This window comes from Archangium sp. (assembly GCF_057119385.1).
In genome coordinates, this window is record NZ_DBNGVP010000174.1 from 9,815 (window position 1) to 31,930 (window position 22,116).

Annotated in this window: 11 protein-coding genes; 8 read left to right on the top strand and 3 right to left on the bottom strand. The window is 71.2% G+C overall.

Annotated features, from left to right (window positions below; translation table 11 throughout):
• Positions 1 to 21: 21 nt before the first annotated feature.
• The 8 genes from AC16DP_RS41035 to AC16DP_RS41070 all read left to right on the top strand — a co-directional run bounded on the left by AC16DP_RS41035 (position 22) and on the right by AC16DP_RS41070 (position 17,597).
• Positions 22 to 8,319, top strand: a complete 8,298-nt coding sequence (locus tag AC16DP_RS41035; protein WP_483956986.1) for an RHS repeat domain-containing protein — start codon at positions 22 to 24, stop codon at positions 8,317 to 8,319.
• Between the two features lie 213 nt (positions 8,320 to 8,532).
• On the top strand, positions 8,533 to 11,340 hold the full coding sequence (locus tag AC16DP_RS41040) for a cation-translocating P-type ATPase (protein ID WP_483956987.1): 2,808 nt from the start codon (positions 8,533 to 8,535) through the stop codon (positions 11,338 to 11,340).
• A gap of 86 nt (positions 11,341 to 11,426) precedes the next feature.
• The gene (locus tag AC16DP_RS41045) at positions 11,427 to 11,744 is read left to right on the top strand and encodes a response regulator (RefSeq protein WP_483956988.1); all 318 of its coding nucleotides are present in this window, start codon (positions 11,427 to 11,429) and stop codon (positions 11,742 to 11,744) included.
• Positions 11,741 to 13,282, top strand: a complete 1,542-nt coding sequence (locus AC16DP_RS41050; RefSeq protein WP_483956989.1) for a sensor histidine kinase — start codon at positions 11,741 to 11,743, stop codon at positions 13,280 to 13,282. The genes AC16DP_RS41045 and AC16DP_RS41050 overlap by 4 nt, the downstream gene beginning before the upstream one ends.
• Entirely contained in the window at positions 13,279 to 15,930 is a 2,652-nt protein-coding gene (locus tag AC16DP_RS41055) for an ATP-binding protein (RefSeq protein ID WP_483956990.1), read from the top strand. Before AC16DP_RS41050 ends, AC16DP_RS41055 begins: the two co-directional genes overlap by 4 nt.
• A 136-nt stretch (positions 15,931 to 16,066) precedes the next feature.
• Entirely contained in the window at positions 16,067 to 16,606 is a 540-nt protein-coding gene (locus tag AC16DP_RS41060) for an RNA polymerase sigma factor (protein ID WP_483956991.1), read from the top strand.
• Positions 16,606 to 17,265 carry a DUF1109 domain-containing protein gene (locus tag AC16DP_RS41065; RefSeq protein ID WP_483956992.1) on the top strand — a complete coding sequence of 220 codons (660 nt, stop codon included), beginning with the start codon at positions 16,606 to 16,608 and terminating at the stop codon, positions 17,263 to 17,265. The genes AC16DP_RS41060 and AC16DP_RS41065 overlap by 1 nt, the downstream gene beginning before the upstream one ends.
• Entirely contained in the window at positions 17,262 to 17,597 is a 336-nt protein-coding gene (locus AC16DP_RS41070; RefSeq protein WP_483956993.1) for a Carotenogenesis protein CarS, read from the top strand. The genes AC16DP_RS41065 and AC16DP_RS41070 overlap by 4 nt, the downstream gene beginning before the upstream one ends.
• Positions 17,598 to 17,609: 12 nt before the next feature.
• Here the strand turns inward: AC16DP_RS41070 and AC16DP_RS41075 are convergent, their stop codons facing one another.
• The 3 genes from AC16DP_RS41075 to AC16DP_RS41085 all read right to left on the bottom strand — a co-directional run bounded on the left by AC16DP_RS41075 (position 17,610) and on the right by AC16DP_RS41085 (position 22,114).
• On the bottom strand, positions 17,610 to 18,071 hold the full coding sequence (locus AC16DP_RS41075; protein WP_483956994.1) for a putative toxin-antitoxin system toxin component, PIN family: 462 nt from the start codon (positions 18,069 to 18,071) through the stop codon (positions 17,610 to 17,612).
• A gap of 2 nt (positions 18,072 to 18,073) precedes the next feature.
• Positions 18,074 to 21,463, bottom strand: a complete 3,390-nt coding sequence (locus AC16DP_RS41080; RefSeq protein ID WP_483956995.1) for a WD40 repeat domain-containing serine/threonine protein kinase — start codon at positions 21,461 to 21,463, stop codon at positions 18,074 to 18,076.
• Between the two features lie 144 nt (positions 21,464 to 21,607).
• A complete protein-coding gene (locus AC16DP_RS41085; protein ID WP_483956996.1) occupies positions 21,608 to 22,114 on the bottom strand; it encodes a hypothetical protein in 507 nt (168 codons plus the stop codon).
• Positions 22,115 to 22,116: the final 2 nt, after the last annotated feature.

A 22,116-nucleotide genomic window follows, 5' to 3' on the forward strand; every position in this document is an offset into this window, starting at 1 on the left:
TCCAAGCCTGCAGGGATAGCCATGTCCGGTTCCGCGCCTTCCATCCGTGGTTTTCAGCTCGACGCGACCTCCGTCGGCGACGTGCGCAGCAATGTCAACCTGTTCAGGGGTGATGTGAACCTGAGTCAACCCCTGTTCACCATGCCGGGCCGCTCGGATGATCAGGCGCTCGACGTGAGCGTGACGCTGCTCTACCAGAGCAACGTCACCCTGCAGGCCTGGAGTTGGAACCGCGCCCAGCCCACCGGAGTGCTGGGATTGGGGTGGAGCCTGCCGCTCGAGCGGATCGAGCTGCGCTCCGGGCTCACCCCCGAGTCGCGCCAGTACCAGCTGGTGACGCAGGGGAGTGGGGCGGATCTGATCGCCGAGCCGCAGGCGCCTGGCCTCTTCAGCCTCGCCACGAGCGAGGCCTCGGGGCTGGTGGACGGCGCGGTGGTGCCCGCGGGGCTCGTGAGCGGGTTCGCCCGTTTCGGCACGGTGCTGTCCGCCACGGCCCGGGCGAGTCTCCAGGCGGATGGGAGCTGGCTCCTCTCGGACGACGGCGAGCAGCGCCTCTTCCGCCTGCTCCTGGGGGATGTGGTGACGGTGCTGGATGGAGGGCAGAGCTTCCAGCTCCAGAACTATGCCTTCTGGCGCATCATCTATTACGCCCCCTATGAGCGCTGGGCCATCACCGACGACACCGGAGTGGTGAAGAGCTACGGAGGGCTCGCCCCGGGCAGCACCTCCACGGGACGCTCCAACAGCATCGCCTGGTCGGTGGTGTGGTCGAGCGGGGAGGGGGCTCCCCTCTGGAAGGGTCCGAGCGTCACGACGGCCGGGCAGCAGCGCTCGGCCCGGGCCTGGTACCTGGAGAGTGTGAGGGACATCTGGGGCGACGCGGTTCGCTACGCCTACGACGGGGTGGAGCAGCGGGTGGGGAGCAGCACCGGGCTGGCCTACACCAAGGCCGTCTACCTCACCACCATCACCGACGTGTTCGGGCGCCGCGCCTGCTTCAGCTACGGCGACAAGCTGTGGAGCAACGACGATGACCGGGCGCGCGAATACGCGGATCCCCACAAGGACACGCCCGACGACAGCCCCAACGCGTGGCAGGACGCGTACGAGACCCGCTACCTCTCCGGCATCTCCGTGGTGGAGACGGACGGGACGGAGCTGTTCGGGGTCTCGTTCGGCTATGAGCCCACTCCCGGCGGCGCTGATCCCGCGGTGGTGAACCTGACGCGGGCCACGGGCCGGCTCGCCGGAGATTGCGCCAAGCGCCTGTTGACCTCCCTCCAGGTGCGCGGGGCCGATGGCGTCGAGCAGCCGGCGACCCGCTTCACGTACTTCACCGACGCGTCCGCGGACGGCTACGCGCCCGGCGCGCTCGCCAGCCTGACGACTCCGGGCGGCGCGGTGGCCCGGTACAGCTATACCGCGCAGGAGCTCGATGTCTGCCAGCGCGATGTCATCGTCTCGAGCCCGGACACGTCCAACGGCCAGGCCACCGGGACGCCGCGCATCTGGTACGGCTCCGACTACGCGGTGGTGGTCTGGTACAGCTCGTCACCCACCCGGCTGTCGGTGCAGCTCCACACCTGGCAGGGCCGATGGATCGCCAGCGGCGATCCCCAGACCCTGACCACGGATGCCATCCTGCTCGACACGCTCCAGGTGTGCTGCGGACGGGACTTCTTCTCCCTGTCGGTGGAGCGCGCGAGCAACTCCTGCTCGCTGTACCTCTTCTCGCGCGACCCGGCCCGGCCCTGGTCCTTCGCGCCCGTCCAGCCCGATGGCACGCTCGGCGAGGACGGTGGCTCGCCCGTGGTGCTCACCACCGTGGCGGCCGGCGCCGACAAGATCGTCCACCTCGCGGGCCAGGACTTCGTGTTGATGGGCACCCAGTCCGGCTCCAGCGCGGCGAAGCTCGATCGCTACACGTGGAGCTTCAGCGAGCGCCGCTGGAACCACACCTCCCATCCGAACCTGCCCAACCAGGCCTTCTGGCTCACCTGCGCGGCGAGCCACTACTTCCTGCTCGAGGCCGATGGTACCGCCACGCTCTCCTGGGTGGACGCCACGGGCACGTGGACCACGAGCGCGTCCACCTCCCGGCCCGCCTGGTGGCCCTCGAGCGTCAACCTCTCCACGCCCATCGCCCTCACTCCCGGCGAGTCGATGGTGGCGGTGGCCTACCAGACCGGCTCGAGCACCAGCCCCCGGATCGCGCTCTCCCTCTACCAGTGGGACGCCCGGCACCAGCTCGGCGTCTACACGTACCCCAGCTTCCTCTCCGGGACCGTGCCGAGCGAGGTGACTCCTCCCCTGGGCGTGCCCGTGGTGGTCGAGGACACGGTGGTGGCCGTCGGGCCGTGGGTCTTCCGCTTCGACGGGAGCACGTGGGTGCTCAACTCGAGTCTCTGCACCAACCAGACCGGCTACATGGCGCGCTACAGCCACAGCGCGGCCCTGTCCCTGTGTGTGTCGCTCGCCAGCAGCACCGCGATCCCCGTGGTGAAGGCCCTGGCCTACGACGGAAGTGACTGGGCGCGGCTCCAGCCCATCACCCCCAGCGCCCCGCTGCCCAAGGCCTCGGGCCCCGCGGGCCCGGTGCAGTCCTGGCCCAACGCGGGCAGTGGCGACTGGGCCACGGTGGGCAGCTACCTCTACTTCCGTGGCAACTCGCCGAGCTGGGCGGACGCGCTGGCCGGAACGCCAGAGGATCTCCAGGCGCTCGTCAACGAGTCCCTCGACAACAACGCCCAGTCCACCCGCTACGTGGTGGACACCCAGACGCTGGTGAACCAGGGCCCCATGTTCCTCGCCTTCAACGTGGAGGACACGCAGAGCGCCTCCGCGGAGAACGCGTGGACGCTCGGGCTGGCACCGCTGGGCAATGGCGCCATCCTCCACGGCTCGCCCATCGAGCTCACGAAGGATCGGCTGAGCGACGGCGGTCCGGGGCAGTCGGCCGCGGGCCAGGCCACGCTGTGCACCTTCCCCGCGGGCACGAAGGACTTCTCCCACGCCACCACCCTCACCCTGCGGCGCTACGCGGGGGACAGCCTCACCGCGGATCCCTCCACCCCCACCGCGCAGCTCAGTGGCAACATCCGCCACTACGCCGTCCGCACGTTCTCCGTGGACGACGGGCTGAGCCAGCGCACCACCCGCATCGTGCCCGATGCCAGCTCGGCCGCCTGTGACAGCTCGGGCACCGTCGCCAAGTACTACGCCACCACGGTGTTCCCGGGCAGCGGCACCGCGGACGGCACCCCCTTCGGCAGCGTGCGGAGCACGTACATCAACGGGATTGGCGGCGACACGGCGGGCTCGGACGTGATGCTCGACGGACTGCTCTCCTCGGTGGAGCTGCGCGACGCGAGCGGCACGCCGCTGAGCACTCTCTCCATGGCGTGGGAGGTCTACCGGCAGCGCGCCGCCAGCCCCCAGGCGCCGGACGCGGACGTGCTCGACCTCTATGGCGGCTTCGTGGTGCGCACCTCCCTCTCCCGCGACACGGACGGGGTCCAGGTCACCCGGAGCACGGGCTACGTGCAGGACGGCTTCGAGGCGCCCTGGTCCTCGCGCGCGGTGAGCAACACCTCGGCGCGGATCGGCAGTACCGGCACCCGGGAGACCTCCACGAGCCTCACCACCGGCGCGGCCACGGTGAGCCCGCTCCACGCGGCGCTCAACATCCTCTCGGCGCAGGCGGGCAGGCGCACCACCTGGCGGTCCGACGAGCAGCCCGCGGTGACCACCACCGCCTCGGCCTCGCTCGCGGTGGGGATCCCCAACAGCCGGGGCGTGAGCGTGCCGGCCCAGTCCGGCAGCTACGCCTGGGATGGCACCTCCGATCCCACCTTCCCGTGGAGCGATCCTTCCGGCCTGAGCGGCTGGACGTCCCTGGGCCAGGTGTCGGGCTGGGACTCCTACGGCCTCATCACCGAGCAGGTGGACGCTGGCGACGTGCCGGGCTCCATCCGCCGGAGCAGCCAGCTCTCCCTGCCCATCGCCGGCTGCAACGGGGCGCGGCTCGCGGACTGGCGGGCCCACTCCTTCGAGCCGGATGATTCCGGCGAGGGCTTCACCTTCCAGGGGGGCTCCTGGTCCAGTGACTGCTGGATGGGCACGCGCTCGCTGTCGCTGGCCGCGGGGGGCTCGCTCACCGTCTCGCTCGGCGCGAGCGCCGGTACCCTGGTCTGGTCGGGTTGGATCCGCGCCGCCCGGGACGCGTCGTTCCAGCTCACCGCCACCGCCGATGGCGTGACGCTGCCGGCGCAGAGCCTCACGGGTCAGGGAGTCTGGACGCACGTGCTCGTGCCCGTGACGCTCGGCTCGCGGGCGGAGAACCTCACGCTCACCCTGGTCAACGGCTCGGGGGCGGCGATCCTGGTGGACATGGTGGCGGTGTGCCCCAAGGAGGCCTCCCTGCAGTTGCAGACGGTGGATCCGGTGGCCCGCTCGGTGACCGCGCAGAGCGGCCTGGGCGGGAGCACCACGCGCTACCATTACAGCGCCGCGGGCATACGCGTGGGCCAGAGCGGACCGGGAGAGCAGCTCCAGGAATGGACGGTGAACGGCCTGTCGCGCCAGGCCACCGCCGGCGATGACTTCACCTCGAGCCACCCCAACGCGAGCTGGAGCCTCCAGCCCGCCGGGGGAGGCCGGGTGGAGGGCTTCCGCCAGGGAGATGACTGGGCCGAGCGCTGGGTCCCCTCGACGGGCAGCACCTGGTCGCGCGCGGACGGCGCGCTGACGCTCCAGGGTTCCCTCGAGGCCTCCGTGTCCGTGGAGGAGGGCTTCGCGGTGGTGGTGGAGGTGGCGCGGGAGGAGGGCAGCGGCTGGATGGGATTCCGCCTCGGCGCGCTGTCGCTGGGCTGGGATGACGGCTGGTCCTGGCCGGGAGGGCCGGAGGCGCTGTGCACGCCGTCCAGTCTCGGCGCGCTGTGGATGCTGGTGGTCGCCGATGGCCAGCTCGTGCTCGTCGTGGATGGGTTGTTGATCTTCTCCGGCGCCTTCGATGCCAGCGGCCTCACTTCCATCCGCCTCGACACGGGCAGCGGCAAGGCCCGGCTGCGCAACCTCGGCCTGTTGAGGGCCCCTCGTCTCCGGGTGGACTGGCAGGATGGCACCACCCAGGATCGCCAGACCCAGTACCGGTGGGGAAGCGACGCGCGGGTGAGCCAGGTGGTGCGCGATGCGCTGGGACGCACCGTGGCCGCCACCCGCATGGCCCCGGGCTCCTGCCGCCCGGACACCGCGCTCGCGCCCATGGTGTTCCGGCCGGACTTCGTCGAGGAGAGCGCCTTCCTGGACACCCTGGACAGCTCCTGGGCGATGACCGGGGCGCTCGTGGACTACTACGCGGACGAGGATGGGGCCTTCCCGTACTCGGGCACCCGCTACGAGCCCTCCGCGCGCAAGCGCAAGCTCGAGCAGGGCGCCCCGAGCGAGGCCCTGGCCATCACCCAGGTGGACAGCACCTCCGTGACGGACCGTGCCACCACCTCCTTCGCTTATGGCAGCACCCAGGTGGGGGAGGGCTCCGTCCCGCGGCACACCACCCGCAACCCGGTGGGCCGCCAGAGCCAGCGCGCCCTGTCCGGTCCCCAGTCGGCGCTCGCGGCGGAGACCTTCGATGCGAGCTCCGTCTCCACCGGCCGGGCCAGCCAGGTCACCTCGTACGCCAGCGCGTCCGACGGCGGGGTGAGCACCCGCCTGCTGCAGACCCCCAATGGCGGGGGCACGGGCGTGCCGTCCGTGGATTCGCCCTACGTGAGCCGGTCCGTCCTCAACCCGCTCGGCCAGCAGCTCCGGCTGAGCGATCCCGACACCGGCACCACCCGCTTCTGGTACACCGCCGACGGACAGGTGCGCTTCGCCGCCCCCGCGCTCGACGCGGGCGAGCAGGGGCTGGTGTACCAGCGCTACGACGCGCGTGGCCGCCTGGTGGAGCTCGGCACCCTCGATAACTCCGTGGATGATCAGACCCTGTCCGGCCGGGCCAACGACATGAGCTGGCCCGACAGCGGCGTGGCCCATACGGTGATCCGCCGCTGGGACTGGGACGGTGATGGCCAGCGGCCGTATGAGCTGGGCAACCTCACCCGCGTCACCACCACGCTGTCCGCCCCCGAGGGCTTCTCCAGCGCCACCACCGTCACCGAGTCCTTCGCGCACGACGCCAGCGGCCACGTGGTGCGCGCGGACCTGGACGTGTCGGCCGACACCTCCTTCAGCGCCTCCATCACCTACGGCTACAACGCCCAGGGCGAGCTGGTGGAGCTGCGCTTCCCCGAGGGCAGTCCGCTCTCCGCCGTCCACTACGGCTACAACGATCAGGGCCAGGTGGAGACGATCGGCACCTCGCCGGGCGCGGATGACATCGCGCGCTACACCTATACGCCCGACGGCGCGGTGTGGACCGAGCACCGCGGCGCGGGAAGGCTCCAGGGGACGCTGACCTGGACGGGGGCGGGCTGGCCGCTGGGCCAGCGCCTCACGGTGGACGGCGCGACGGTGTGGAGCCAGTCGCTCCGGCGGGCCGCGGACGGCTCGGTGTCGGGCTTCCTGGAGACCTGGGCCGGAGAGAGCGAGGTGCAGTGGACCTGCACCTACGACGGCAACGGACGGCTGACGCGCTGCCAGCCCAGCCAGGGCGCGGGGGACGAGCAGATCACCTCCTACGACGCCAACGGCAACATCCTGGGCGCACGGCTCGATGGCACCTCCCTGAGCGCCACGCTCGCGGGCCACAGCAACCGCCTGGGCTCGGTGACGCTCGGGGACAGCCACGCGAGCGTCACCACGACCGCCGCGGGGTACGTCTCCGCCTGGGGTGACTTCAGCGCGGTCACCGAGCGCAGCCTCGGCCTGCCCGTGCGCGTGGCGCGGGGAAGCACCGTGCTGCGGCTGGCCTACGGCGGGCAGGGCCAGCGCGTCCTGCGCCAGGTGGCCGGGGGGAGCACCCGCTTCGTGCACTGCGGCGCGGGCAGCGTTCCGCTCCTCTGGAGCACGGATGGCGCGCTGTCCGTGGCGGTCTGGGGCCCCACCGGGCTGGTGATGGTGGCGGATGCCAGCGGCCGTTGCTTCCCGGTGTGCGACTCGCAGCACACCATCCACGGCCTGCTCGACGCATCGGGCAAGCGGGTGGCGCGGTGGGACTGGTCGGCCTTCGGTGGGCTGGTGTCCAGCGAGGGCGACACCGGGCGGCTCTTCCTCGGCTACCAGGGCCAGGAGTGGGACGCGGAGCTGAGGGTCCACAACTTCGTGGCGCGCCTCTACGATCCGTCCCTGCGGCGCTTCCTCGCCCCGGATCCGGCACGGCAGTACTCGAGCCCCTACGTGTTCGTGGGAGGAGACCCGCTGCGCAACGTGGACTCCACCGGGCAGGTGTCCGGGGCGACGATCGCCATGGGGGCGACGTCCGCGGCCATCGCGGCGGTGAGCGTGGCGGGGGCGGCGCTGACGGTGTTCACCTTCGGGGCGTCCGACGCGGTGGCGGCGAGCATCGATGCGAGCCTGGTCGCGGCGGAAGCAGCCGAGGCGGGCGCGGCGGTGGCGGTGGATGCGGCCGAGGTCGCGGTGGACGTGGGCGTGGAGGCGGGAACCGAGCTGGCGGTGGAGGGGAGCGCGGACGCCGTGGGCACGGCGGCCGAGGGGGGCGGCGAGGCCGCCGTGGCGGGCTCGGAGGGGGCTTCCGAGCTGTCGGCCGGGGCGGAGGCGGGCGCGGAGCAGGGGGCCCGGGCCGTCTCGACCACCGCCAGCGCCAGCACCAGTGCCAGCACCAGCCAGAACGCGCTGAAGAAGCTGGGGTCCGAGATGCTCAAGAGTGGCATCAAGGGCACCATGCGCTCGGCCATCCGGTACAACGTGCAGGGCGTCGTCAACGATGACTGGTCGGTGAAGGGCCTGCTGGGAGCCATGGGCAAGGGCTTCCTCGGCAGCGCGGTGGGCGGCTTCCTCTCCGGGACGATGGAGCTGGGGCTCACCCGCGCCATCCCCGGCGCCAGGGAGTACGGCAAGCTGGGCAAGGCCTGCATCTCGCTCACGGCCTCGACGGTGTCGGGCATGGCGTGCGGCGACATGGGGCAGGTGCTGAGCAACGTCCGCAGTGGAGATCCGCTCTACAGCCAACTCGGCCGCAGCACGGTGCTCGGGGCGGTGAATGGGGCGGTGAGCTACGGGGCCTGCGAGGCCATCACCCGGACGATCGGCGCGCCCGCCGGCTACACGGTGGCAGTGTCGGCGACCGTGTTGACCTCCCTGGGAGCGCTCGGGCTCAGCTCCGATGACGCCTCCACGGCGATCTCGGGAGGGGCGCGCTGACGTCCCTTCCGCTCCATGGGACCGCGGGGGGCTGTCAGTCGCCTCCCGTGCGCTCGTGCCGGGCCTCGCTGGCCCGCTCCCTCACCTGATTCCACGGGGGGGCGGGCGGCAGCGGGCCGGAATCCCTCGGTTTTCTCGAAGAATCTCCAACAAATTGACTTTTGGCCACGGGTTTGCGGCATTCACACATTGTCCCTGTGTGAGGAGCGCCCCATGAACCCGAGCAAGCCAGCGTCATCCCCAGACTCTCCGACGTCCCAAGGTCAGCCCTGGCACTCGCTACCCTCCGAGGTGGTGCTCGAGACGCTCCAGTCCAGCCCCGGCGACGGCCTCTCCGGCTCCGAGGTCCGCGCCCGGCTCGAGCGCCATGGCCCCAATGTGTTGCAGCGCGTCTCCGGTGAGAGCCCGCTCAAGCTCCTGTGGCGCCAGGTGAACAACCCGCTCATCTGGGTGCTGCTCGCGTCGTCGGCCCTGGCCATCGTCCTGGGCAAGGTGACGGATGGCCTCATCGTCCTCGCCGTGGTGGTGCTCAACACCCTCATCGGCTTCGTGCAGGAGTTCCGCGCCGGCAAGGCCATCGAGGCGCTCACGCAGATGGTGCCGGAGAACGCCACCGTCCTGCGCGACGGCCAGAAGCAGACCGTGGCCGCCGCCGAGCTCGTGCCCGGCGACGTGGTGCTGCTCGCCTCGGGCGACAAGGTGCCCGCGGATGTGCGGCTCATCGCCGCGCGCAACCTCCAGGTGGAGGAGGCCGCCCTCACCGGTGAGTCCGTTCCCTCGGAGAAGCGCGTGGAGGCCGTCGCCGCGAGCGCGGGCATCGGGGACCGCACGAACATGGCCTTCGGCGGCACCCACGTCACCTACGGCACGGGCACCGCGGTGGTGGTGGCCACCGGTGGCGCCACCGAGCTCGGCCGCATCTCCGACATGCTGCGCGAGGCGGTGGATCTCCAGACGCCCCTCACGAAGGCGCTCGCCGTCATCAGCCGCTACATCACCGTCTCCATCCTCGTCATCTCGCTCGTCCTCCTGGGCGTGGGGCTGCTGCGCGGCTACGCGGTGGCCGAGTCGCTCATGGCCGCCCTCACGCTGGCCGTGGCCGCCATCCCCGAGGGTCTGCCCGCCATCGTCACCATCGCCCTGGCCATCGGCGTGCAGTACATGGCCGCCCGCCGCGCCATCATCCGCAAGCTGCCCGCGGTCGAGACGCTCGGCAGCACCACCGTCATCTGCTCCGACAAGACGGGCACGCTCACCCGCAACGAGATGACCGTCCAGGCGCTCTGGACGCCCTCCAGCACCTGGTCCCTCTCGGGCGTGGGCTACTCGCCCCAGGGCGAGCTGCGCCGGGAAGGTCAGCCTCCCGGTCCTCCCTCCGAGGACGCCCGCGAGCTGCTCGTGGCCGGCGTGCTCTGCAATGACGCCGCGGTCCACTCGAGGGACGGCGCCTGGCAGCTCACGGGCGATCCCACCGAGGGGGCGCTGCTCGTCGCCGCGGAGAAGGGCGGTTTGAAGGTGGACGCGCTGCGCGAGCGCCATGCCCGCGTGGACGCCATCCCCTTCGAGTCCGAGAACCAGTTCATGGCCACCCTCAACGAGGACGGGCAGGGCGGCCGTTTCATCCTCCTCAAGGGCGCGCCCGAGGTGGTTCTGCGCCGCTGCGCCAACGACGGAGCCGCCACCAGCCAGGTGCTCGCCGAGGTGGAGCGTCTGGCCTCCCGCGGGATGCGGGTGCTGGCCGTGGCGAGCAGCGCCGTTCCCGCCTCGCAGGGCGGCCTGCGGTTCGAGGACGTGGAAGGCGGCTTCCGGTTCCTGGGGCTCCAGGGGATGATCGATCCGCCGCGCGAGGAGGCCATCCACGCGGTCGAGGCCTGTCACACCGCGGGCATCGCCGTGAAGATGATCACCGGCGATCACGCGAAGACGGCGGAGGCCATTGGCGAGCAGCTCGGCATCCTCGAGGGGGGCGCGGCGGTGACGGGCGCACAGCTGGCGGAGATGGACGAGGCGCGGCTGTGCGAGGTGGCCACCTCCTGCAACGTGTTCGCCCGGGTGGCGCCCGAGCACAAGCTGCGTCTGGTGCGCGCCCTCCAGAAGGAGGGGCACGTGGTGGCCATGACGGGGGACGGCGTCAACGACGCGCCCGCGCTCAAGCAGGCCAACATCGGCGTGGCCATGGGCATCACCGGCACCGCCGTGTCCAAGGAGGCCGCGGACATCATCCTCACCGACGACAACTTCGCCTCCATCGCCGCCGCGGTGGAGGAGGGCCGGCGCGTCTACGACAACCTCATCAAGTCGCTCGCCTTCGTGTTGCCCACCAACCTGGGGCTGGCCCTCATCCTCATCGTCGGCGTGGCCTTCTTCCCCATCATGCGGCTCGACGGCGAGGACGTTCCGCTGCTGGCCATGCTTCCCACCCAGCTGCTGTGGATCAACCTGGTGGCCACGGTGGCGCTCGCGCTGCCCCTGGCCTTCGAGGCCCGCGAGCCGGACGTCATGCAGCGGCTCCCCCGGCACCCCGACGCGCCCGTGCTCAGCCGCTTCGTCCTGATGCGCACCGGCCTGGTCGCGCTGCTCATGTGCGCCGGCGCCACCGGGCTCTTCCTCTGGGAGTACAACACCGACATGAGGGCGGGCATGGCGCATGAGCAGGCGCTCGCCGGGGCGCAGACCATGGCCGTCACCACGGTCATCATGTTCCAGATCTTCTACCTGCTGAACTGCCGCTCCCTGCGCGACTCCGTCTTCCGCATCGGCCTCTTCAGCAACCCCGTCGTCTACGCCGGCATCGGGCTGCTCGTGCTGCTGCAGCTCGGGTTCGTCTACCTGCCCTTCATGCAGCGGGTGTTCGACACCGCGCCCCTGTCGCTCCCCGAGTTGGGGCTGTGTGCGCTCGTGGGCGCCGCTGTCCTGCCCATCATCGGCGTGGAGAAGTGGTTGCGCTCGCGGCGCCGGCAGCAGCGGGAGACCGGTGGCCCATTCCGGGGGCGGGTACCCCGGCGCGCCACCATGGGGTAGGGCCGCCTCCGTGTCATTGGAGCCACTTGGTGCTTAAATGCCACCACGAGGCCCCCCGCCTTGCCCCCCCTTTCGTGGCGCCCCTCATGCCGTCGTTGAAACGCATCCTGCTGGTCGAAGACAGCGAGAACGATGTCACCCTCATCCTCCGCGTGGACGGGCTGCAGGTGCTCGGCCGCATGAAGAGCGATCCGGACTTGAGGCTGGTGCCCGTGGTGATGTTCACCTCGAGCCGCGAGGAGGTGGACCTCGTGCGCTCCTACGGCCTGGGGGCGAACGCCTATGTCATCAAGCCCGTCTCCTTCCAGGAGCTCGAGTCCGCGCTCGAGGGGCTGCGCGTCTTCTGGACCGAGGTGAATGAGCCTCCGCCCGGCCGAGCGCCCGTCTCCCAGGGGGATGCGTGAGCTACCCGCCGCCCGCCGAGGCTGCCCGGGAGCCGGGCTCCAGCACCGTGTCCCTGCTGAGCGTGCTGCTCCTCGAGGATGATCCGCTCGACGCCGAGCTCATCCAGGAGCGGCTGGAGCGGGAGGGGTTGTCCGTGGCGCTCACCCGCGTGGACTCCGATGGCGCCTTCGCCGAGGCCCTGGACGATCACCGCCACCAGCTCATCCTCTCGGACTACAACATCCCGGGCTTCCATGGCCTCGAGGCGTTGAAGCGGGCGCGCCGCACCCGGCCGCATCTGCCCTTCATCTTCGTGTCCGGAGCGCTCGGGGAGGAGCGCGCCATCGAGGTGCTCAAGCTGGGGGCCACCGACTACGTCCTCAAGGAGCGTCTGGAGCGGCTGGTGCCGAGCGTCCAGCGCGCCCTGCGAGAGGCCCGCGAGAGTGCCGAGCGCCAGCAGGCCGAGCAGCGTCTGCGCGAGAGCGAGGAGCGCTACCGGCTGGTCGTGAAGGCCACCCGGGACTCGCTCTGGGACTGGGATTTGAGGACGGGCCAGGTCGCCCGGAACGATGAAGCCTGGGAGCAGTTCGGCCATGAGGGACGGGAGTCGGACCCGTCCGGTCAGTGGTGGCTGGATGCCGTCCATCCGGAGGATCTCCCGCGCGTGCTGCGGGGGTTGCGGGCCTTCGTCGAGTCGCCCGATGCCTACCAGTGGGAGACGGAGTACCGCCTGCGCCGCAAGGATGGGAGCTATGCCACGGTGGAGGACCGTGGCTTCCTCGTGCGGGACGAGCACGGCCGGGCCTCCCGGATGGTGGGGGCCCTGCGGGACGTGACGGCGAGCCGGGCCGCCGAGGCCGAGGCGCTCCATCGTGCCGAGTTCGCCCAGCAGCTCATCGGCATCGTGTCCCATGATCTGCGCAACCCCCTGGGCGCCATCTCCCTGAGCGCCACGGGGCTCGTGCAGAACGCGAAGCTGGACGAGCGCAACGCCTTCTACGCCCGCCTCATCCTCACCAGCGCCGAGCGTGCCACCCGCCTGGTGCGCGATCTGCTCGACTTCACCCGGGCGCGCCTGGGTGGGGGCATCCCGCTGCATCGCAGGACCGTGGACCTGCATGGCCTCGTCCGGCAGGTGCTGCAGGAGGTGGAGCTGAACCACCCCGGGCGCGAGCTCCGCGAGCACTACCAGAGCACGGGCTGGGGCCTGTGGGACGCGGACCGGCTGGCGCAGGTGCTCGGCAACCTGGTGAGCAACGCGCTCCAATACTCTCCCAAGGAGGGGGCCGTCTCGGTGACGGTGGTGGGGGAGGAGGACGCGGTGTCCATCCACATCCACAACACCGGCGAGCCCATCCCCGCCCAGCTGCTCGGCCGTCTCTTCCAGCCCCTGCAGCGTGGCGAGGACGCCTCCGACAACTCCCGCCGCAGCATCGGGCTGGGCCTCTACATCGTGGATCAGATCGTCCGGGCCCATGGCGGAACGGTGGGCGTCCGCTCGTCCGCGCAAGAGGGCACCACCTTCCAGCTTCGGCTCCCACGGATGCCTCCCGCATGAAGACCTCCCAGTTCTTCTCCGACGTGAGTCACGAGCTGCGCACCCACCTGGCGCTCATCCTCGGGCCCGCGGAGACGCTGCTCTCGCACGGCCACAACCTCACGGGCGTCCAGCGCAAGGACCTGGACGTCATGCGCCGCAACGCCGTCCTCCTGCTCCGGCACCTCGATGATCTGGTCGACATCGCCCGGATGGACGTGGGGAGCATGACGCTGGCGTACACCGAGGTGGAGCTGGCCTCGCGGGTGCGCGAGGTGGTCCGGCACTTCGAGCCCCTGGCGCTCCAGCGGCACGTCTCCCTCCACGTGGACGCGCCCGGGCCCCTCTTCGTGCAGGTGGACGTGGAGAAGCTGGAGCGGGTGATCATCCACCTGCTCTCCAACGCCTTCAAATCCACTCCGGACGGCGGGAGCATCCGCCTGACGGTGGGGGTGGCCCCCGGGGAGCGGGCCATGCTGGAGGTGGAGGACTCGGGGCAGGAGGGCACGCACGAGGGGGCGGGCACGGAGCTGGGCCTGGCCCTCGTGAGGGATTTCGTCGAGCTGCACGGGGGGATCGTCCGCGTGACGGAGGCGCCGGGCGGTGGGGAGCACTTCCACGTGGAGCTTCCCCGCCGGGCGCCCGAGGGCACGCAGGTGACGCGGAGGGCCCCCGAGGTGGCCTGGGGACTCGAGGCGGGCCTGGCGCTGCGCAGCACCCTGGAGGCGCTCACCCCCCAGGTGGACGAGCGGCTCCCGGTGGAGGTGGGGGCCGGGACGGAGGACACCTCCCGCCCGGCCGTGCTGGTGGTGAAGGAGAACCCGGAGCTCCACCGCTTCCTGACGGAGGCGCTCCAGGCGGACTACCGCGTCATCTCCGCCTTCGATGGCCAGGAGGCGCTCGAGAAGGCCCGCTCGCTCCGGCCGGACATCATCCTCACCGGCATCCAGCTCCCGCGGCTGGGGGGCGATGCCCTGGTGGCCGCGCTGCGCCAGGAGGAGTCGCTCGAGGGAGTCCCCATCGTCGTGCTGTCCACGCGGGACGATGAAGCGCTCAAGCTGAAGCTGCTGCGCGAGGGGGCCCAGGACTACCTGCTCAAGCCCTTCTCGGCCGAGGAGGTGCGCATGCGCGTGCGCAACCTCGTCCAGCTCAAGCGTGTCCGGGAGGAGCTGGAGCGGCGCAACCACGAGCTCGAGCGGCTCCGCTCCCGCGAGGAGGCCCACTACCGGGCCATCCTCGACGCGTGTCCGGCCATCGTCTACGTCAAGGATCTCCAGGGCCGCTTCCTGCTCGTCAACAGGGCCTTCGAGGCCTTCGTGCGCCGCCCGCGCGCGGACATCCTTGGCAGGACGGACGCGCAGCTCTACAGCCCGGAGGTCGCCGAGGCGTTCCGCCGCAATGACGCGGAGGTGCTGCGCCGCAAGACGGCCCTGGAGATGGAGGAGCTGGCACCCCACGCGGACGGGCTGCACGTGTACTGGTCCATCAAGTTCCCGTTGCTGGACACGTCGGGCCAGCCCTACGCCCTGGGCGGCATCTCCACGGACATCACCCCGCAGAAGCGCGCCGAGGAGGAGCGCGAGCGCTTCTTCCAGCTGGCGCCGGACATGTTCTGCGTCGCCGGGGTGGATGCCCGCTTCCGGCGCGTCAACCCGGCCTTCACCCGCGTGCTGGGGTGGAGCGAGGAGGAGCTGCTCTCCCGGAGCTTCCTGGAGCTCGTCCACCCGGAGGATCGGGAGCGGACGCTCCACGAGGTGGCGGACATCGCGCGGGGGGAGAACGCCCTCCACTTCGAGAACCGCTACCTGTGCAAGGACGGCTCCTGGCGGTGGCTGGCCTGGAGGACGTCTCCCGCGACGCAGGATGGCTTCATCTACGCCGCCGCGCGTGACATCACCGTGCAGCGCGAGATGCAGGAGGCGGTGCGGATGCTCAACCAGCAGCTGGAGCTGCGCGTGAGCGAGCGCACCCGGCAGCTCGAGGAGGCCAACCGGGAGCTCGAGTCCTTCAGCTACACGGTGAGCCATGATCTCCGGGCGCCCCTGCGCCACATCACCGGCTTCGTCGGGCTGCTCGAGCGCCATGCCCAGGGCGCCCTGGACGCCAAGGCCCAGGGCTACCTGCGCACCATCTCCGAGTCGGCGCGGCGGGGCGGACAGCTCGTGGATGATCTGCTCGCCTTCAGCCGCATGGGCCGGGTGGAGATGCGCCAGTCCCGCCTCCAGCTGGAGCCGCTGGTGGAGGAGGTATGGGAGGAGCTGGCGCCCGAGCGCGAGGGCCGCGACGTCGTCCTGGAGGTGGGGCCCATGCCGGAGGCGAGGGGAGATCCCGCCATGCTGCGGCTCGTCTTCAAGAACCTGCTGGGCAACGCGGTGAAGTACACGCGGCCCCGGGCGGAGGGCCGGGTGGAGGTGACGGCCGAGGGAGGCGAGGACGGCGTCGTCATCCACGTGAAGGACAACGGCGTGGGCTTCGACATGGCGTACGAGGACAAGCTGTTCGGTGTCTTCCAGCGGCTGCACCGCGCCAGCGAGTTCGAGGGCACGGGCATCGGCCTGGCCCACGTGCGGCGCATCATCACGCGCCACGGAGGCCGCACCTGGGGCCGGGGCGTGGTGGGGCAGGGGGCCACCTTCTCCTTCTTCCTGCCGGCGGCCCCCGCGCCCTGATGTCACCTGGGTGACGCGGTGCGTTGCATTCCGGTGAGGTGATTTTCACAATCGTTTCGCTGGATTTGGCGGTCCGGCCCCTAGGGTGGCGGCGGCCGGAAACGTTTTCAGGGGTGAACCGTACGTGAGGCAGGAGATGCGGAGTCCCACGGACGAAGAGCTCATGGAACGTTTCTGTGAAGGTGACCAGGCGGCTTTCGAGGCGCTCTTCGCCCGGCATGCCGGACGTGTGCAGGGTTTCCTGGCGCGGATGGTGCGGGATGGGCCGCTCGCGGAGGACCTGCTGCAGACGACGTTCCTGTCCGTCATCCGGGCCCGGGGCCGGTACGAGCCGGGCACCCGCTTCAGTCCCTGGCTGCTGACGATCGCCGCCAACGCGGCCCGGGATGCGCTGCGCCGCCGCCAGCATGTGGAGGCGTACTCCCGGGAGAGCGATCCCGCGCCCTCGTCGGTCCAGCCCGGAGTGGGCGACCCGGGGATGCGCCGGCGGCTGGAGGACGCGTTGCAACAGCTCCACCCGGATCAGCGCGAGGCCGTCATCCTCAGCAAGGTCGAGGGCTGGTCATTCGAGGAGATTGCCGCGATGCGAGGCATCAGTGTGGTGGCGGCCCGGGTCCGGGCGCACCGGGGCTACGAGAAACTCCGGCGGTTGCTGGGTGGACTGGAGGAGGCCTGATGAGACCGTCCATCGACGCCCTGCTCGCGGAGGAGTTCCGCACCGACGGCGCCGTCATCGAGCGGACGCTGTCCGCCGCGCGCGAGGAGCTGGCCCGAAAGCATCCGGTGAGGCGCTGGCGTACTCAGGCCCGGTGGATGTTCGCCGCGTCGGCGGGCCTGTCGGCCGCGGTGGCCGGGGTGCTGCTCGTGCTGGGGCGGACGTCCGGTGACGTGCTGCTGGGCCGCGCGCCACTGCTGGTGCTGCTGTGGGCCACCAGCGCGGTGTGTACCTGGGCGGCGGTGTCTCCGCGCGGGCGCAAGCTCGAGCCCTGGGGCGTGGTGATGGCCGTGGCCAGCGCGGCGGCACTCGTCTTCGGGCGCGGCCCGGCCTGGGGGGAGACGACCCTGCCGGAGTGGGTCTGCACGCTCAGCCATGTCGGGGTGGGGATCGTCCCGCTCGTCGTCGCGGTGACCGTCTTGCGAGGCACCGCCTTCCGTCCCTTGCGCGCCCTCGTGGCGGGCTTGTCCGTGGGCACCACGGGCGCCTTCCTGGGGGAGCTCGCGTGCACCCTGAGCTGGCAGCACGTCGTGGGCTACCACCTGTCCGCCTGGGCGATCGTCGCCGTCGCGACGCTCGCCGTCTCCATGTCCCTCAAGCCCCGGTCCTTCGCACCATGATCCAGGATGCCGCTCTCATCGTTGACCAGGACGTGGAAGGCGCCCCCGTGCGCATCGGCGAGAGGGTGAAGGTCATCAGCCACTCGGGGGATGACTCCATGAACCTGCGCTTCCTCGGCAAGGCCGGCGTCGTGGTGGCGCTGGTGTTCGATGATCCGGACCTCCAGTACCCGTATGATCCGCTCATCCAGGTGCGCGTCGACGACGTCGGCGAGGACCTGTTCTTCCCGGAGGAGCTCGAGCTGGGGCCGGAGTGGGCGCGGCGGCAGCTCGCCGGACTGCGGCAGTCGGTGCGGGAAGCGGAGCGGCGCGGCGTGGAGCGGATGACCTGAGGCGGTGCCCGCTCAGCGCTCCCGCTGACGCAGCCGCTCCGCCATCTGCCGGGACGTGAGGATGTCGAACGGCACCTGCTTGTGCCCGGCGAGCGCGAGCACCCGCTTGTCCTTGCTCACCAGCCAGGAAGCGCCCACGCGCGCGGCGAGGACGAGGAACTTCTGGTCATCCCGATCGCGGCAGCGGGGCAGGGGCGGCGGTGGTGTGCCCGCGTCCTCGGGAGCCATGCGCACGAGACCCTGGTAACGCTCCTGGAGGGTCCGCCGGGCCGCCTCGTCCAGGGCGAAGGAGGGATAGGCGAGCACGAGCTCCAGCTCCTTCAGCGTCTCCGCGTCCGCCCAGGCGGTGACGTCGCCCGCGGACAGCGCCTGGGCCAGGGGCCGCACGTGGGGATCGTCGAACACCAGCAGGTCCAGGACCACGTTGGTGTCGAGGACCAAAGGCAGCGGCGTGGAGGAGGAAGGGGAGGACATGATCAATGCCAGGAGACGCCGGACGTGGGCCCCTCGCCCGTGACGGTCTTCATCCAGGCGCGCAGCGCGTCCGCGTCCGAGGGGAGCTCATCCGGCCAGAGGCGTATGGTGCCGTCCTGGCCCGTGGAGACGAGGCTGTTGCCATCCGGGAAGAACTCCACCGAGCCCACCTGCCCGGTGTGGCCGCGCAGCGCCCGGCCCTCGCCGGTGGCCAGGTCCCACAGCCACACCGTCTTGTCGATCCCCGCGGCGGCCACCCGCGTTCCGTCGGGCGAGAAGGCGAGGTCGCGGACCTCCCCATGGGGGCCCTGCAACGGCGGGCCCTCGCGCTGACCCGTTCGCGGATTCCAGATGATCAAACGCCCATCCTTGTCGCTCCGGCTGGCCACGCGCTCTCCCGTCGGGGAGTAGACGACCTCCAGGACGCCCGCGCCGCTCGCGTACGCGCGCACGCTCTGGCCGGTGCGCACGTCCCAGAAGCGCAGGGAGTGATCCATGGCGCCGCTGACGAGGTGCTGTCCATCCGGCGAGAAGGCCACGGTGCGGACGGCGTCCTCGTGGCCCGCCAGGACCTGGAAGTCTCCCGAGGCCACGTCCCACAGGCGCACCGTCTTGTCCGCGCTCGCGGAGGCGAGCCGTGTGCCATCCGGGGAGAAGGCGAGCTGGGACACCCGCTTGCCATGACTCCCGAGCAACCGTCCCTGTCCGGAGGCGAGCTCCCACACGCGCACGCCGCCCCCCTCGTCCGCGGTGGCGAGCCACCGGCCATCGCCAGAGAAGGCCAGGGTGGGGAGCCTGCGCGAATGGCCCTCGAGGATGCGCTCGCCACGGCCGGAGGAGGCTGCCCACAGGTGGATCCGGCCATCGGGTGCACTGGCGGCCAACCACCGGCCATCCGGGGAGAAGCCCAGGGTGCTCGACTGGAAGTCCTTCTGCTCCAGGAGGCTCGCGCCCGAGGCCGCGTCGAGGAGATGGAGCGAGCCATCCGAGGCCAGGGTGGCCAGCCGCCGGCCATCGGGGGAGAGCCGCAGGGCGACCTGTGTCGCGCGCATGCTCGCGAGGATGCGGTGGCTCTCCGCCTCCACGGGGAAGAGGCGCACCGTGCCGTCGGCACTGGCCACGGCCAGGCGCCGGCCATCGGGGGAGAACAGGACGGGGTTCGTCTGTTCCCGGGCGCCGCGCAGGATGCGGACCTCCCGCGTGGAGAGGTCCCAGAGCCGGGCGGTGCGGTCGGCGCTCCCGGAGGCCAGGAAGCGGCCATCCCGGGAGGCGGCCAGGCTGGAGATCCGTCCCTCGTGGCCCTGCAACTCCGTCATCTGTCCGGTGGTGAGATCCCGCAGACTCACGGCTCCATCCAGCTTGCCGAGCGCCAGGGCCGTACCGCCGGGGAGGACGGTGAGCGCCGTGAGGCTCCCCAGCCCATCCGCGAGGAGCCGCCCCTGTCCGCTCACCGGCTCCCAGACGTGGAGCGCTCCCGTGCTACTGCCCGTGAAGAGCCTGCCGTCCGGAGCGAACCCGCACGCCCAGACGATTCCCGCCTCCTTCAGGAGCTGGAAGGTGCCCCGCGCCACGTTGCCGAGCGCCGATTCGGAGGCCTGCACCCGGTAGCCACGCACGAAGACATGTTCCCCATCCGGCGAGGGGAGGATGTCCTCGATTCCCATCACGCCCGTGTGGAACGTCCGCTCCGCGCCCGTGCCCAGGTCCCACACGTGGAGCACGTCGTCCTTGCGGCTCGCGGCGAGCAGACAGGTGTCACCACAGCCGAGGCTCATCGCGGAGACCGGACCGGACAGGGAGGCGAACACCTTGCCCTCGCCCGTCTCCAGGTTCCACTCGCGCAGCGTGCCGTCCTTGCCGCTGGCGATGAGGCGGCGGCCATCGGGGAGCAGTTGCAGCCGCCAGACCTCGTCGGTGTGCCCGGAGAGGATCCGGCTCCCGCCCGTCTCCAGGTCCCAGACGCGCACGGTGTGATCATCGCTGCTGGAGATCAGGGACCTGCCATCCCTCGTGAAGGTGGTGTCGTTGATGGCCTGCGCGTGGCCGCTCAGCACGGTCGCGAACCCCTGGGCCCGGGCATCGGCGGCGATGGTCCTCACCGCGGTCCAGCGGTCGAACCCGGGTGAGAGCTGCTGGAGCCAGGTGATGGCCTGGTTGGGATCCTTGCCCACGGCGTCCCGGGCCTGCATCAGCAGGAGCTGGTCTCTCTCGGCCGTGACGCGGAGGAAGCTCACCACCCCCAGGGTGACGAGCAGCAGCAGGGCCACCGCCGTGACCATCACCGCGGCCCGGTAGCGACGCAGGAAGCGGCGCAGCAGCTCCGTCCTCGAGTAGCGGTACGCCCCGACGATCTGTCCCGTCTGGAAGCGGCGCAGATCCTCCGCCAGTTCGCGCGCGGTGGCGTAGCGCCCGGCCGGGTCTCGCGCCATGGCCTTGGTCACGATGGCCAGCAGATCCACCGGGATGTGCTTCTGGCGCTGCGAGAGCGGCGGCGGGGGTCCGCCCACCACGCGTTGCAGCACCTGCTCCGAGGTCTTCCCCTCGTAGGGACGCGTCCCGGCCAGCAGGTGGTAGAGGATGGCGCCCAGCGCGTAGACGTCGGCGCGCTCGTCCACGGAGTTGCCCGCGGCCTGTTCCGGCGGCATGTACGCCGGTGTCCCCATCACCGTCCCCACCCGGGTGAGCCCACTGTCCACGGCGGACGCGGCGGGAGGTGCGTCCCCATCAGCCTCGGCGCCGTGAGCGCGCGAGAGATCCTTCGCCAGGCCCCAGTCGATGACGACCGTCTCGCCGAAGTTGCCCACCAGCACGTTGGCCGGCTTGAGGTCGCGGTGGATGATGCGCTCGGAGTGCGCGTACGCCATGGCCTCGGCCACCGCGAGCACGTGCGGCAGCAACGCCAGCCGCTCCTCGAGCGTCTTGCGCTCGGAGATGACGTCCGCGAGCGAGCGGCCCGACACCAGCTTCATGGCGTAGAAGGGCTCACCGCCCGGCCAGCGCCCCGCCTCGTACACGGGCACGATGGAGGGGTGCTGCAGGCGCGCGGTGACGAGCGCCTCGGCCACGAAACGCGGCTCGGTTCCGGGGGCCGGCGCGATCATCTCCTTGATGGCCACGGGGCGATCCAACCGCATGTCCCTGGCGCGGAGGATGCGGCCGATGCCGCCCCGGGCCAGCTCTCCGGCGACGGTGTAGTGGGACGGATCCACCACCGGGAGCGGCCTGTCGGAGGCGCCCGTCCCCGTCGGCCGGGAGGAGAGCACGGTGGTACCGATCCCGGCCTCGGGTGCCTCCGGCCCGGCGCCGGGCTGCATGGTGAAGGTGCTGTCGGTACCGGGAGTGTCCTGCGCGTCGAGGGACCCGCTTGCCTCGGTCGGCCTGGCTCGGCTCATGGGTACCTGACAGTCTACGGCAAGAGGCCCGCTGTCCGCTCTACCTGGCCACGAGCCGCCTGCTGCGCATGCTCCCTCTGGGAGAGGGCGGGGGGTGAGGGTCTACACCCATGTTCCCCCGGCCCTGGCTCGCCGCGTCCGGACTTACTGCGTATCGGCGGGCATCACCTTGATGCGCTCGCCGTTGGCGCCCTCGGCCTTGGTGGCGTTGGAGGAGCGCTGCGCATCCGTGGGGGTGCCGATCGCGAAGCTGGCGACGCGCGTGCGCTGGGCGCCCTTGAACTCACCGGACACGGAGACGACCAGGTGCGAGCGGCCGGCGCCCCGCGTGTAGGCCACGTCGTAGCTGGCGGTGGTGGCCTGCGGGAAGTTGACGTTGTCGGCGAGCGTCGGCGGGCTGGTGACCACCAGGCCATCCAGGCCATGCACGTTCACCCGCACGCCGGTGGCCGGGGCGTCGAAGCGCACGGTGACGCGGGCGGACGAGTCCTCGAGCTGCGCGTTCACCACCACCGGGGCTTCCATCTTTCCTTGCACGGCGGGCTCCGGGGCGGTGGCCGAGGAGGGGGTGGACTTCGGCGAGGAGGAACAGGCCGCCAGGGCCAGCAGCGCGAAGAAGCCCGGGAGGACGGCGAAGGTCTTGCGGTTCATGT

Bases quoted from the DNA above. Each gene is read 5' to 3' on its own strand.
- AC16DP_RS41075 (WP_483956994.1), bottom strand. From the start codon at position 18,071: ATGTCCTCCCCTTCCTCCTCCACGCCGCTGCCTTTGGTCCTCGACACC.
- AC16DP_RS41055 (WP_483956990.1), top strand. From the start codon at position 13,279: ATGAAGACCTCCCAGTTCTTCTCCGACGTGAGTCACGAGCTGCGCACC.
- AC16DP_RS41080 (WP_483956995.1), bottom strand. From the start codon at position 21,463: ATGAGCCGAGCCAGGCCGACCGAGGCAAGCGGGTCCCTCGACGCGCAG.
- AC16DP_RS41040 (WP_483956987.1), top strand. From the start codon at position 8,533: ATGAACCCGAGCAAGCCAGCGTCATCCCCAGACTCTCCGACGTCCCAA.
- AC16DP_RS41070 (WP_483956993.1), top strand. From the start codon at position 17,262: ATGATCCAGGATGCCGCTCTCATCGTTGACCAGGACGTGGAAGGCGCC.
- AC16DP_RS41035 (WP_483956986.1), top strand. From the start codon at position 22: ATGTCCGGTTCCGCGCCTTCCATCCGTGGTTTTCAGCTCGACGCGACC.
- AC16DP_RS41085 (WP_483956996.1), bottom strand. From the start codon at position 22,114: ATGAACCGCAAGACCTTCGCCGTCCTCCCGGGCTTCTTCGCGCTGCTG.
- AC16DP_RS41045 (WP_483956988.1), top strand. From the start codon at position 11,427: ATGCCGTCGTTGAAACGCATCCTGCTGGTCGAAGACAGCGAGAACGAT.
- AC16DP_RS41065 (WP_483956992.1), top strand. From the start codon at position 16,606: ATGAGACCGTCCATCGACGCCCTGCTCGCGGAGGAGTTCCGCACCGAC.
- AC16DP_RS41060 (WP_483956991.1), top strand. From the start codon at position 16,067: ATGCGGAGTCCCACGGACGAAGAGCTCATGGAACGTTTCTGTGAAGGT.